Below are 13,309 nucleotides of genomic sequence, written 5' to 3'. Positions count from 1 at the left end.
TACGCTTAACAAGTCCTGTTTATTGATTGTGGCACCGCAATGCGTTCTGACCAGCCAAAATGGGCAGGTCTGGCTTGTTCCATGGCCTTGTCAACGGCCTGTCAATTGCCCAAGAGGTGTGAATGTTTCGTCTCCTGCTCGCTATCCTGGTGGTCAATACATTACTGGTCATGCCGCTGTGGTGGCGCTTTGGCACCTGGGGGGTGCCGCTGTTGGCCTGGGAGGCTTGGGTGCTGGTGCCCACCTTGTGGTTGCTCCCTGCCCGGCCATGGCGAAGTGCCGCTGGCCTACTGGTGGTCAGTGCGCTGGCCTTGTTCACGCTCATCAATCTTGGGGATGCCGCCACCCACAGCGCTTTTGGCCGTTCGTTGAACCTGTATCTCGACGTGCCGCTGATGCGCTCCGTTTACCACCTGCTTGTAGGTAATGTAGGCCAACTTGCGGCTATTTGCTTGATGCTACTGGCATTGGTGGTGCTGTTGGGGGGTGTATGGGGGTTGTTGCGCTTGCTGCTTCCCAGGGTGCCGCTTTCGCTGGCGCGCGGTCAGGGCAAGCTTGCTCTGGGGGTTCTGGTGGTGGCTGCGGGCCTGCTGCTGCTGGAGGCAAACCGCTACCGCTGGGTGCCCCATTCTACGCTGCCGGTGGTGAACACGGCGCGTTTTCAGTGGCAGCAGGTGGTTTCGACCCATCAGGCACGGCTGGCCTTCACCGAACAGCTGCAGGCTTCACCCATGGCCACCCGGGCGTTGCCTGGGCTGGAAGGGCGCGATGTGCTGCTGACCTTCATTGAGTCTTACGGCGTCACGGCGCTGGATGACCCGCGCTACAACCGGCAGATTCTGGCCACCCTGGCCGAGATCGAGTCGCGGCTGGAGCAACGCGGGCTATCGGTGGTGTCCGGGTTGATGGATGCGCCGATTCGCGGCGGGCAGTCGTGGCTGGCCCATGCCACCACGCTCAGCGGCCGTTGGATCGACAACCAGCTGTGGTATCGGCTGATGCTCGATAGCGACCACCCCACGCTGATCGATGATTTTCGCGCCACGGGCCAGCACACGCTGACCGTGATGCCAGCCATCACCCTGGCCTGGCCCGAAGGCGAAGCCTACGGTTTCGACCAGATCGTCGCTGCCAGAGACATGCCTTACGCAGGGCCGCCGCTCAACTGGGTCACCATGCCCGACCAGTTTACGCTGGACTATACCCAGCGCCACTTGCTGGGCGGCTCCCCGGTGTTTGCCCAAATCGCGCTGATCTCCAGCCATGCCCCCTGGACGCCCATCCTGCCCGTGCTGGAGAACTGGTCGATGGTGGGGGATGGGTCGATTTTCGCCCCTTGGGAGAACGCGGCCGACCCGCCCGAGGTGATCTGGCGCGATATCGAGCGTATTCGTGACCACTATGCCTGGTCTGTGGACTACGCTGTGAAAGTCACCGGGCGCTGGGCAGAGAGGGTGGCCGACGAACAGACCCTGCTGATTGCCCTGGGTGACCACCAGGCGGCGCCTTTGATTACCGGAGAAAATGCCAGCGCGGCGGTGCCAGTGCACATCGTCAGCGGCGACCCTGAACTATTGGTCCCTTTCATGGCGCGTGGCTTCGTGAACGGTATGTTGCCCGACCTGTCAGCCACCTTCGATGCCCCACCGATGAGCCAGTTACGCCACTGGCTGCAAGAAGATTTTGGCGCAGTGGAACCGTTACCGGGTACGCAACCAAGGACGACACCATGATTCAACCCGTCATTCTCAGCGGCGGTAGCGGTACACGGCTGTGGCCGCTTTCCCGGGAACAGATGCCCAAGCAGTTTTTGCGCCTGACCGGCGAGCAAAGCCTGTTACAGCAAACACTGGCTCGGCTTGCGGACATCACCGCACAGCCCGCCATGTTGATGGGCCATCATGCGCATCGCTTTTTGATGGCCGAGCAGCTTCGCGAAGCTGGCCAGCAGGGGCAGGTAGTGCTGGAACCGGAAGGGCGCAATACGGCCCCGGCCATCGCCTGTGCCGCGCTGCTGGCACGCCAGACGGGGGACGACCCGCTTTTACTGGTGCTGCCCGCCGACCATGTGATTGGCGATGTGGCCGCGTTCACCGACAGTGTGCGGCGGGCCACGCCGTTGGCTGAGCAAGGTTATCTGGTGACCTTTGGCGTCGTGCCGACTCATCCGGAAACCGGTTACGGTTACATTGCTTGCGGCGCGGCGTTGGGAGATGGCCACCATCTGGATGCCTTCATCGAAAAGCCCCCTCTTGAAAAAGCCAAGGCCCTGCTGGCCGAAGGCAATACGCTGTGGAACAGCGGCATGTTCCTGCTGCGGGCATCGGATTATCTCGCCGAGCTGGCACGGCTACAGTCTGACATGCTGGCGGCCTGTCAGGTAGCGGTAGACGAGGCGCACCACGATCTCGATTTCCTGCGCTTGCACGAGGCCTCCTTCAAGCGCTGCCCCAGCGAGTCCATCGACTATGCGGTGATGGAGCACTGTGCCAGGGCCGCCGTCGTGCCGCTGGACGCGCGATGGAGCGACATCGGTAGCTTCGATGCGCTGATGGCCACGCACACCCCTGATGCGGCTGGCAACGTGGTGACCGGTGACGGCGTGTTGCGGGATACCCAGCGCTCACTGGTAGTGGCCAATCATCGCCTAGTGGCGACCCTGGGCGTCGAAGACCTGGTGGTAGTGGAAACGTCGGACAGCGTGCTGGTGGCTCGCCGCGATCATGTGCAGGGGGTCAAGCAGCTGGTGGCGGCCTTGAGCGAGGCAGGGCGGCGTGAGCCCTGCTCGTCACCGCTGGTGCACCGCCCCTGGGGCAGTTTTCAGGCCATGGACAGCGGCCAGCGCTATCAGGTCAAGCACATTACCGTGCGCCCCGGTGCACGGCTGTCGTTGCAGCGCCATCATCATCGCGCCGAGCACTGGGTGGTGGTGAGCGGCACTGCCAAGGTCACCGTGGAGGAGCGCACCTTTCTGGTCAGCGAGAACCAATCGACCTACATCCCGATAGGGGCGCTGCATCGCCTGGAGAACCCGGGCAAGATTCCGCTGGAGCTGATCGAAGTGCAGTCCGGCAGCTACCTGGGCGAAGATGACATCGAACGGCTGGACGATGTTTACGCGCGCCACAGCGACGACTGAGCCCGCCGCCTTCTTCACCACAGCCAGAAGCTTCTTTACCACAGCCAACTGGCTGGCCTGGCCGGGGGCTGGCCCTTGCGTACCGCCAGCCAGCCAAGCGTGCAGCGCACGCCCAGCCAAAGGGCCAGCAGCGGCCACAGCAGCGCGCCGAGAAACAGCAGGGTCAAGGTGAACGTGACCAGGAAATAGAGGCTGCCGATCCAGAACGTACGGATCAGGTAGCGGTAGTGGGCCTGCAGCCAAGGCGCTGCCTCTCGACGGTACACATACGCCACGATCACACCTATCAGCAGGGTGATGTTGGCGGTGACCAGCCCGGCCAGGTACAGCGCATAGACGATCTGCGGCGGGCGCGTATCCTGTGGCGGGTTAGGCGGGTGGGGAGAAGATTCGGTCATGCCACTCTCGTTCAATAAAGGCGGAAATCGTTGGCGTTGGCGAGCCCTTGCTGCTCCTCCACGACCTTGCGGTAGCGCTTGTATTCCCATTGGTACTGGGGTGGGTCCAGGGCAATCGAAGCTTCCACGCTGGCGTTGACGCCGGTGGCTGACAGCGTGTCGTCCTCGCTGTAGACCCGTTCGTCGGCATCCAGAAAGTGAATCTCGAACCCCTTGCCGGGAATACGTCGTGCCACTCCCGTGACCACGCGAGCCTGGGTCCGAGCGACCAGCTTGGGTAGCAAGGTGGCCGTGTAGGCCTCGTGCCCGTAGAACGGCGCGAATACGCCACTGCCCCAGGCGGGTTCCTGGTCGGGCAGGATGCCGATGGCTTCGCTGCGCTTCAAGGCTTTCAGCAGGGCGGCGACGCCACGTGGGTTGGTCGGCACCAGCTGTGCGCCCATGCGCTCCCGGCCGTGGCGCGTAATGGCTTCCAGGTCAGCGATCTTGGGCGGTTCGTACATGGCCGTGAACGGGAAGTGGCTGGAGAGCCAGAAGTTGAGCACTTCCCAGTTGCCAAAGTGGGGCGCGAGTACGATGACGCCGCGCCCTTCGGCCCGTGCGCTGTCCAGCTTGTCGCGCCCGTGCACGGCCAGAATGCTGGCTTCCACCTTCTCGGGAGGCGCCATCCAGGCGTGGCCCAGCTCCAGCATGGTGGCCGTGGAGTGCTGCAGGCTCTGAATCGCAAACGCCTTGCGCTGCTGAGCGGACTGGTCTGGAAAAACCCGCGCCAGGTTCAGCTCGGTCACGCGTCGCTCACGCTTGCTGAAGCGGTAGATCTGAGGCCCCATGAAGGCTGCAGTGCGCCATAGCCGAGTGACGGGCCAGCGGGAGAGCATGCGCCAAAGCCCGGCGATGGCACGGGCCTGATACTGCGCCCGGCGGGTGTGTAACGGTTCACTCATGGATCACAGCAACCAACTGTCGACGTTGGAGGGCGCGCGCTTCTCTTGCAGCCCTTTGAAGCCTTTGACGCAGCGCACGATAAACCACACGGCAAAGGCCAGCAGCAGCGGAAAGCCGATGAGGATGAGCGTCAGCAGCGTGGCGATACTGCCGTACAGTAGCCCGATCCAGAACGTACGAATTTGATAACGGTAGTGTTCGTCCAGCCAGACAGGGCCCTTGCCGCGATACACGTAGGCAATGATCACCCCGATGACTGAGGTGAAGCCCACCACGAAACTGGCCAGATAAAGAGCATAGATCACCATGGCCATGGTGGTGTCGGGAGCCGGTGAGGGCGTTTCAGATGTGTCGGTGCGGTTGACCACTTCACCTTCGATGGGGGTGTCGTCGCGCATGGGCGTTCCTTCTTTTCGATTCGACGATAGCATCCAGCGGATACCCTGTTAGCCCGCCATGATAGCGTGGGCAGGGCGACTTATCACCCGTCGGCCCGCCCAGTATGGCGGTCTGGTTCAGGGCTGGCGTGCGGCTGGCCGACAGATTTCGAGCAGGTTGCCGTCGGGGTCGCGCAGGTAGAGGGATTCGATGGGGCCATTGGCGCCCTGGCGGGCCACCGGACCTAGCTCCACATCGACTTCGAGCGCGTCCAGATGCTGCTTGAACTCATCCAGCGGCAGTTGGCAGCGCAGGCACAAGTCCAGACTGCCAGGCGTTGGGGTGGCCGACACCGGGGCAATGTCAGTGTCGGTTTGATGCAGGCGCAGGGCCGTATCACCCAGCAACAGGTCGACCCGTTGGGCATCCCGATAACGCACATCCAGACCCAGCACACGGGAATAAAAATCCACAGCGCGACCCATATCGGTCACGGTTACAACAAGATGGTCCAGACCTGAAAGCATGCCTCTTTCCTTAAATACGAACGTAAAACCAGAGAATACGATGATGCGACGCTGCCCGCCATGTCAGCGGCAGTCGCACGACCATCGCGCCGTCGCAAGGCCATGACTGGGTCATCGATAATGTCATCAGTTTGCCACGGTTGCATGGCTATGTGGGGTTTAAGGGACATATGGGTCGCGCGATGGGCGCCGGGCAGCTATTTTGGGAAGGGCACCAAACGTCATTCAATGGCTTGGAGCAGATGAGTTTCCTGCCAAGGAAGCATTCAGTTATCGAACATCGCGAAAAACCTCGTACTTCTAGTGCGAGGATGGATAGCGAGGGGCGCGAGAGCGCCCCTAGTCCGGCCTCGATTGTTGCTCAATATACTGCTTGACCATGCTCAGGGGGGCGCCTCCGACACTTCCCGCAAAGTAGCTTGGACTCCACAGCGAGTTCTTCCGGTAGGCGGGCTGCACCAGTTCAGGGTGTAGTAACTTCATCCGCCGGCTGGATACCCCCTTCAAACTATTCACCAGCCTGGATACCGCCACTTTGGGTGGAAAGTTGACAAGCAAATGGACGTGATCGGTTTCACCGTTGAACTCCTGTAGCTCCGCCTCGAAGTCCCGACACACTCGGTCGAAAAGCAATTCGAGGGAGTTGAGATGCGCGCCGGTGAACACCTTGCCCCGATACCTGGTGACAAATACCAAATGGGCATGGAGTTTAAAAACGCAGTGTCTTCCTGTTCTGATAGCTTGTTTGGTTTCCATAGACCAAGTATATTCGAAGCCATGAAGCAGACCAGGACCCTCAAGGTTCGAGTGAAGGACAAATACGCCGCCGAGCTTAACCGCATGGCCCGCAGCGTGAATTTTGTTTGGAACTACCTCAACGAACTGTCTTCCCGAGCCATTCGGGAGAAAGGTCTGTTTCTGTCTGCCTACGACATGCACCCCTATACCAAGGGTGCTGGCAAGGACCTCGGTCTGCACAGCCAAACGCTGCAATGCATCGCTGCTGAATACGTTGCCCGCCGCAAGCAGTTCAAAAAGCCCCGCTTGAATTGGCGCAAGTCCGGCGGTGTACGCCGCTCACTTGGCTGGATTCCGGTCAATACCGGCGCGGCCAAGTGGAAGAACGGGCAGGTATTTCACAACGGCACCTACTTCAAGGTGTGGGATAGCTACGGCCTGTCGACATACAAGTTCCGTGCCGGCAGTTTCAACGAAGATAGCCGGGGCCGGTGGTATTTCAATGTTGCGGTCGAGGTGGACGTGCAGCCGACGCTTGGGCAGGGCGCCGTTGGCATCGACCTTGGGCTCAAGGATGTGGCCACCTGTAGCGATGGAGGAAGGCTGGAAAACAGCCGCTTCTACCGCCGCATGGAAGACCAGTTGGCGACAGCCCAACGTGCCCGCAACAAGCGGCGGGTAAAAGCTATTCACGCCAAGATCAAGAACCGTCGCCAGGACGCGCAGCACAAGTTTTCCCGGAAACTCGTCAACCAGTACGGCGAAATCGTCGTGGGCGATGTTTCCTCAACCAGGCTCGCGAAGACCAGGATGGCCAAAAGCGTCTACGACGCTGGCTGGTCACAACTGAAAACGATGCTGGAATATAAATGCGCTCACGCAGGCATTGTCTTCAAGGTCGTTCGCGAAACCAACACCACCCGCGCCTGTTCGTCGTGCGGCTCGCTTAGCGGGCCGCAGGGCGTCAACGGGTTGCGAGTAAGGGTCTGGGAGTGCGTGGAGTGTGGTGTACTCCACGACCGGGACGTGAATGCGGCCCGGAATATCCTCAGCCTCGGGGCAGGACGTTGCCCTCAAGAAGTTGGAATCCCTGTCCTTTAGGGCGGGGAGGACGTCAACAAAAACACCAGACTGCTGGGCATGGGGCTGAAAAAGCATTGACTTTATGCCACTGGCAGCAATAATTGCGCGCCCGTTTTCTGCCTGCCGGTGCGATAGGCGTATAAACGGCCATCGATTCACACTCAATGCAATGTGAGGTACGCATGTCGCGGCAACTGCTGGCCATGGCGCTGGCGCCCCTACTCGGGCTGTTCATTCTGGGCATTGGCAACGGTTTTCTCGCCACCTTGATCACCGTTCGACTGGACGCTGCGGGCGAGTCGGCCACGGTGATCGGTATCGTGTCGTCTGCCTATTTCATTGGCCTGGCCTTGGGGGCCATCTTCAATGATCGCCTGTTGCTGCGCATTGGCCATATTCGTGCTTACGGCAGTTTTGCATCGCTGGTGGCCGTCACCGTGCTGTTGCAGGGGTTGTTCTTCGACCCTTGGGCGTGGTTTGCCCTGCGCCTGGTGGGCGGTTGGGCCACGGTAGGCGTCTATCTGGTCATCGAGAGCTGGCTGTTGACCGCGGGCGACCAGAAAGTGCGTGGCCGCCTGCTGGCACTGTACATGATCGCGCTCTATGCCGCGGGCGTACTGGGCCAGCTGATGCTGGGCGTGACCAGCGCCATGGGTGACACCGCGCCCTTCATGGTGATCGGCCTGCTGGCGTCGCTGTCGGTACTGCCGATGGCCATGATCCCCCGCGTATCGCCGCTCATCGAACACGCCGAGCCGCTACCTCCGCACCGGCTGATCACCATGACCCCCACCGGTGTGATGGGCAGCCTGGGGTCGGGCATGGTGGTGGCGGCGGCTTATACGCTGCTGCCGCTCTATCTCCAGCGCATTGGCATGAGTGTCAATCAGGTGGGGCAACTGATGGCGGTGGTGATTCTTGGCGCCATGCTGCTGCAATACCCCATTGGCCGCTGGTCGGACCGCCACGACCGCCAGATGGTGCTGATCGGCATCAGCGCGTTCTGCGTGGTGATCTCGGCAGCCATGCTGTGGCTACCGCTCTCTACTCCTTTGTTGGTCGCGCTGCTGTTCCTGCTGGGTGGGGGCGTATTTGCGCTTTACCCGGTGGCCGTGAGCCACGCCGCCGACCGTGCGCCAGCAGGGGCGCTGGTGCGCATGAGCCAGGGCCTGTTGCTGATCAACTCCATCGGGGCCACCATCAGCCCGCTGATGATTTCGCCGGTAATGACCGCCATGGGCGATGCCGGACTATTCTGGGCGTTTGGCTCGCTCAGCCTGTTCTTCGTGCTGTTCTTCACGTGGCGCCGCAGCGTGCGCCCGGCCCCGGTCCCCGTGGCGCCGTTTACCGCCACGACGCCCATGACCGCTGCCGGTGCTGAACTGGTGGTCACCGAAGAGCTGGTGCAGGGGGCGCTTGAGCATGAGCATCTGGAAGACCTTTCCGATGTCGTGCCGGAAGTGGAGGTCGCCGAGCCGGTAGTGGGGCCGCCCCAGGAAGACGAAAGCCACATCACTTATTACGACGACGTAGAAACCGAGGTGCGCAAATAAGCCGCTGAGGCGGCTATCAGGTGAGACCTTGGGCTAATGGTATGTCGGGAGTAGTGAAACTACTATCGAAGATAGTGTTTTTGCTACACCGATCCTTTTGCCCGAGGTATTGCCATGAATTACTACGCCGCGCCGGTACGCGACCTGCGCTTTGTGCTGGAAGAGATGCTGGCGCATCGCTCGCTGTCGCTGCCAGGCTTCGCAGAAGCCACCCCGGATCTCGTTGAAGCCGTACTGGAAGAAGCTGCGAAGTTGGCAGGTGACGTCTGGGGGCCGCTCAATAGTACGGGAGACCGTCAGGGAGCCCAACGTCACACCGATGGCAGCGTCACTACCCCCGAAGGCTTCGCGGCCGCTTACCTGGCGTATGTAGAGGGTGGTTGGAACGGCATTGGCGTGTCTGAAGCACTGGGCGGTCAGAACCTGCCCGAAGTGGTGGCCAGTGCGGTGCAGGAGATGCTCCACGGCGCGAACATGGCGTTAGGGCTGTGCCCGATGCTCACCGCCGGTGCCATCGAGGCGCTGGCCCATCACGGCAGCGATGCCTTAAAAGCGACCTACCTGCCCAAATTGGTCGAGGGCTCCTGGACCGGCACCATGAACCTCACCGAACCCCAGGCGGGGTCGGATCTTTCCAAGGTGCGTACCAAAGCCGTTCCAGAAGGCGATCACTACCGCATCAGCGGTCAAAAGATCTACATCACCTGGGGCGAGCACGACGCTGCCGACAACATCATTCACCTCGTTCTTGCCCGTAAGCCCGATGCCCCGGAAGGCAATAAGGGTATCTCTCTCTTTTTGGTGCCTAAGTTCCTGGTCAACGACGATGGCTCGCTGGGCGAGCGTAACGATGTCACCTGCGCCTCCATCGAGCACAAGCTCGGCATTCACGGGTCGCCCACCTGTACTCTCAGCTTTGGTGAAGCCGGCGGTGCCGTGGGCTATCTGGTGGGGGAGGAGGGGCGCGGGCTCAACCATATGTTCACCATGATGAACGAGGCACGTCATAAGGTCGGTATTCAGGGCATTGGCGTGGCCGAGCGCGCCTGCCAGCACGCGTTTGCCTACGCCAATGACCGCACCCAGGGGCGTTCACCCAAGCAGCGTGGCGGCAGCGACTGCACCATCAGCGACCACTTCGATGTGCGCCGTATGCTGCTGTCCATGCGTGCCCGTACCGATGCGCTGCGTGCGCTGGCCCTCTACTGCGCTGGCCAGCTGGATGTTGCCCGTCATGCGGCCGATGACGCCGAGCGCCAGTCGGCCCAGGCCTGTGTGGATGTACTGATTCCTATCGTCAAGAGTTTCTCTACCGACCAGGCCGTGGACATTGCTTCCATGGGGGTTCAGGTGCACGGCGGCATGGGCTATGTGGAAGAGACCGGCGCTGCCCAGCTGCTCCGAGATGCCCGCATCGCGCCCATCTATGAAGGCACCAACGGCATTCAGGCGCTGGACCTGGCAGGCCGCAAACTGCAGCGCGATGGTGGTGCCGCCTTGCTGGCCCTGTTGGCCGAGGTACGCAACACCGCTGACGACCTGAGCAAGAGTACGCGGCTGAATGCCATGGGGCCGCTGCTGAGCGATGCCGCTGACGACCTGCAGGCCGCCATGGAAATCGTGCTGGAGCAGGGTAGCCACCCTGAACAGGGGCCGGATGCTGTGCAAGCCTACGCCACGCCTCTCTTGAACCTGGCGGGCCACGTGCTGTGCGCCTGGCAAATGGGCCAGGCGGCGCTGCATGCCCAGCAAGCCATTACCCAGGGCAGCGACGACCCGTTTTACCGCACCAAGCTGTGCAGCGCCGAGTTCGTCATCCACCAGTGGCTGCCGGTCGGGCGTGCCCAGCGCGCGGTGATCGAGGCCGGCATGCAGTGTTTTAGCCAGTTTGACAGCCGCGTCGCCTACTGATCCCACTGCCGCCGCCTTCCAGGCGGCGGTGTTCATCAGGCATCGCCCATGGCGAGCCTCGCGCCCAATAAAACCCTCAGTCATAAAACCTTCAATAATAAAACCAAGAGTGCAAAACCGATCATGACCTCCATCTTTGAACAAGATCTACCACCGACAGCCGCCAATCACGTGGCGCTTTCCCCTCTAACGTTCATCGAGCGTTCGGCGGCGGTGTATCCCGATTACCCGGCCGTGGTGCATGGCCAGACGCGCCGCACTTGGGCTGAGACCTGGGCACGCTGCCGTAGGCTCGCCTCCGCGCTGGAAAAACGCGGTATTCAGCCGGGCCAGACAGTGGCGGCCATGCTGCCCAATGTACCCGCAATGTTCGAGGCCCACTTCGGTGTGCCGCTGGCGGGCTGCGTGCTGAATACGCTGAATATCCGCCTCGATGCCGATGCCATCGGCTATATGCTGGCCCATGGCGAAGCCAGGGCGATTCTGGTGGATCCTGAGTTTGCCGAGGTGATTCAAGCGGCAGTGGCCACGTTGGAGAGCAAGCCTCTGATCATCGACGTGGCTGACCCGGAGTTTTTGGGTGAGACCCAAGGCATTGGCGAGTTGGAGTACGAGGCGCTGCTGGCCGAGGGCGACCCGGAGTACGCTTATCAACTGCCCAGCGACGAGTGGCAGGCGATTTCATTGAATTACACGTCTGGGACCACGGGAAAACCCAAAGGGGTGGTATATCACCATCGCGGTGCCTACCTGAACGCGGTGAGCAACATTCTCGAGTGGGCCATGCCGCACCATCCTGTCTACCTGTGGACGCTACCGATGTTCCACTGCAACGGCTGGTGTTTCCCCTGGACCATTGCCGCCAATGCAGGCGTCAGCGTTTGCTTACGCAAGGTAGACCCCAAACGCATTACCGATTTGATCGCTGCAGAGGGCGTCACTCACTTTAGCGGTGCGCCGATCGTGCTCAATGGGCTGGTGAACCTGCCCGCCGAACAGAAGCGGGTGTTCGATCATCCGGTGAAGGTGACCACCGCCGGGGCCGCGCCGCCTGCCTCGGTGATAGCCGGGGTGGAAAAGCTGGGCATTGAAGTGACCCACGTTTATGGCCTGACGGAAGTGTATGGCCCGGTCACGGTATGTGCCTGGCACGCGGCCTGGGACGAACTGCCGCTGGAGTCGCGGGCCAAACTCAAGTCACGCCAGGGCGTGCGCTACCACATGCTGGAAGCGCTCTGCGTCGCCGATCCGGTCACGCTGGAACCCGTTGCCAAGGATGGCCAAACCATCGGCGAAATCCTGATGCGCGGCAACAACGTGATGAAGGGATATCTCAAAAACGCCGAGGCCACGGAAAAAGCGCTGGAGGGCGGCTGGTACCACACGGGTGACTTGGCGGTATGGCACGCCGACGGCTATATCGAGATTAAAGACCGCTCGAAAGATATCATCATCTCGGGCGGTGAAAACATCTCCACCATTGAAGTCGAAGATGCCATTTACAGCCATCCAGCGGTGGAAGAGGCCGCCGTGGTCGCGAAGCCGGATGAAAAGTGGGGCGAAACGCCCTGCGCGTTCGTCAAACTGAAAATAGGCTACGGCGAAGTCACCGAGGCGGATATCATTGCCCACTGCCGTAAGCATCTTGCGAGCTTTAAAGTGCCGAAAACGGTGGTTTTTAGCGAACTGCCCAAAACGTCCACGGGCAAAATTCAAAAATTCGTGCTGCGCGAAGAAGCCAGACAGCACCAGTCAGGGGAACAGCAATGAGCGAACAGCGGATTGGCGTGGTAGGCGCAGGCACCATGGGGCAGGGGATTGCTCAAGTGGTGGCCGCGAGTGGCTTTAACGTGAGGCTCTACGATGTCGCCGATGAGCAGCTCACCCGCGCCAAAAATGCAATCGATAAAGGGCTCGAGAAGCTCGTTGCCAAAGAGAAGATGACGGCAGAGGGCAAGCAGGAAGCGCTGGCTCGGCTTTCGACCACCACGGCGCTGGATGCGCTCAGCGACTGCAGCGTGATCATCGAGGCTGCCCCCGAGCAGCCCGCATTGAAAGAGAAGCTGTTTCGGGATCTCAGCCATTTGAGCAGCGACGCGATTCTGGCGTCGAACACGTCGTCTCTATCACTGACTCGGCTGGCGGCGGTCTGCGAGCGCCCTGAGCGGGTGGTAGGCATGCACTTCTTCAACCCGGTGCCGGTACTCAAGTTGGTCGAGGTGATCCGCGCCGAGCAGACCTCGGATGCCACCGTAGAGCGCATCGAAGCGCTGACCAAAGCGCTGGGCAAAACCGCTGTGCCGGTGGGCGATGCGCCGGGCTTTGCCGTGAACCGTTTGCTGGTGCCGATGATCAACGAAGCCGCGTTTATCGTGCAGGAAGGCACCGCCACGCCGGAAGCCATCGATGACGCCATGAAGCTGGGTGCCGCCCACCCCATGGGGCCGCTGGCGCTGGCGGATTTGATTGGCCTGGATGTGTGCTTGGCGATCATGGAGGTGCTGCAGGAAGGTTTTGGCGATCCCAAGTACCGCCCCTGCCCGCTGCTCAAGCGCATGGTGGCCGCAGGCTATCTGGGCCGCAAAAGTGGCCGTGGGTTCTATATCTACGAATAGCAGGCAGCGAGCTTAGGGGGCG

General features: G+C 61.3%; 12 protein-coding genes. 7 read left to right on the top strand and 5 right to left on the bottom strand.

All coding sequences use genetic code 11. From position 1 onward, the window contains the following. Positions 1-122: 122 nt before the first annotated feature. Both KVY02_RS13050 and KVY02_RS13045 read left to right on the top strand, forming a co-directional pair. A complete protein-coding gene (locus tag KVY02_RS13050; RefSeq protein ID WP_218313646.1) occupies positions 123-1,733 on the top strand; it encodes an alkaline phosphatase in 1,611 nt (536 codons plus the stop codon). Next, positions 1,730-3,139, top strand: a complete 1,410-nt coding sequence (locus KVY02_RS13045; RefSeq protein WP_218313645.1) for a mannose-1-phosphate guanylyltransferase/mannose-6-phosphate isomerase — start codon at positions 1,730-1,732, stop codon at positions 3,137-3,139. The genes KVY02_RS13050 and KVY02_RS13045 overlap by 4 nt, the downstream gene beginning before the upstream one ends. 35 nt (positions 3,140-3,174) lie before the next feature. On the opposite strand, the gene KVY02_RS13040 is transcribed toward KVY02_RS13045, so the two are convergent. From KVY02_RS13040 to tnpA, 5 genes are all read right to left on the bottom strand, one after another. Further along, positions 3,175-3,537 (bottom strand): hypothetical protein, encoded by a 363-nt coding sequence (locus KVY02_RS13040; protein WP_218313644.1) that lies wholly within the window; start codon positions 3,535-3,537, stop codon positions 3,175-3,177. Positions 3,538-3,548: 11 nt separating this feature from the next. Beyond that, complete coding sequence (locus KVY02_RS13035; protein WP_100731635.1) at positions 3,549-4,481, bottom strand: lysophospholipid acyltransferase family protein; 933 nt, start codon at positions 4,479-4,481, stop codon at positions 3,549-3,551. Positions 4,482-4,484: 3 nt separating this feature from the next. Then, a complete protein-coding gene (locus KVY02_RS13030; RefSeq protein WP_016914603.1) occupies positions 4,485-4,880 on the bottom strand; it encodes a DUF4870 family protein in 396 nt (131 codons plus the stop codon). Positions 4,881-4,997: 117 nt separating this feature from the next. Continuing rightward, on the bottom strand, positions 4,998-5,387 hold the full coding sequence (locus KVY02_RS13025; RefSeq protein ID WP_016914602.1) for a VOC family protein: 390 nt from the start codon (positions 5,385-5,387) through the stop codon (positions 4,998-5,000). Between the two features lie 339 nt (positions 5,388-5,726). Then, positions 5,727-6,143 (bottom strand): IS200/IS605 family transposase, encoded by a 417-nt coding sequence (gene tnpA / locus KVY02_RS13020; RefSeq protein ID WP_026001627.1) that lies wholly within the window; start codon positions 6,141-6,143, stop codon positions 5,727-5,729. A gap of 21 nt (positions 6,144-6,164) precedes the next feature. Between tnpA and KVY02_RS18340 the strand changes: the two genes are divergently transcribed. The 5 genes from KVY02_RS18340 (at position 6,165) to KVY02_RS12995 (ending at position 13,287) form a co-directional block, all read left to right on the top strand. Further along, positions 6,165-7,226, top strand: coding sequence for a transposase (locus KVY02_RS18340; protein WP_256357489.1), 1,062 nt, complete (start codon positions 6,165-6,167; stop codon positions 7,224-7,226). 164 nt (positions 7,227-7,390) lie between these two features. Then, positions 7,391-8,761 carry an MFS transporter gene (locus tag KVY02_RS13010; protein ID WP_218313643.1) on the top strand — a complete coding sequence of 457 codons (1,371 nt, stop codon included), beginning with the start codon at positions 7,391-7,393 and terminating at the stop codon, positions 8,759-8,761. Between the two features lie 114 nt (positions 8,762-8,875). Beyond that, the gene (locus tag KVY02_RS13005) at positions 8,876-10,672 is read left to right on the top strand and encodes an acyl-CoA dehydrogenase (RefSeq protein WP_081195550.1); all 1,797 of its coding nucleotides are present in this window, start codon (positions 8,876-8,878) and stop codon (positions 10,670-10,672) included. Between the two features lie 123 nt (positions 10,673-10,795). Next, positions 10,796-12,442 carry an acyl-CoA synthetase gene (locus tag KVY02_RS13000; RefSeq protein WP_218313642.1) on the top strand — a complete coding sequence of 549 codons (1,647 nt, stop codon included), beginning with the start codon at positions 10,796-10,798 and terminating at the stop codon, positions 12,440-12,442. Further along, the gene (locus KVY02_RS12995; protein ID WP_081139087.1) at positions 12,391-13,287 is read left to right on the top strand and encodes a 3-hydroxybutyryl-CoA dehydrogenase; all 897 of its coding nucleotides are present in this window, start codon (positions 12,391-12,393) and stop codon (positions 13,285-13,287) included. Before KVY02_RS13000 ends, KVY02_RS12995 begins: the two co-directional genes overlap by 52 nt. The last annotated feature ends 22 nt before the right edge of the window (positions 13,288-13,309 follow it).

Source organism: Halomonas sp. 18071143 (genome assembly GCF_019211725.1).
Lineage (GTDB): Bacteria > Pseudomonadota > Gammaproteobacteria > Pseudomonadales > Halomonadaceae > Vreelandella > Vreelandella stevensii.
This window is presented reverse-complemented; position numbering and strand designations above follow the sequence as displayed.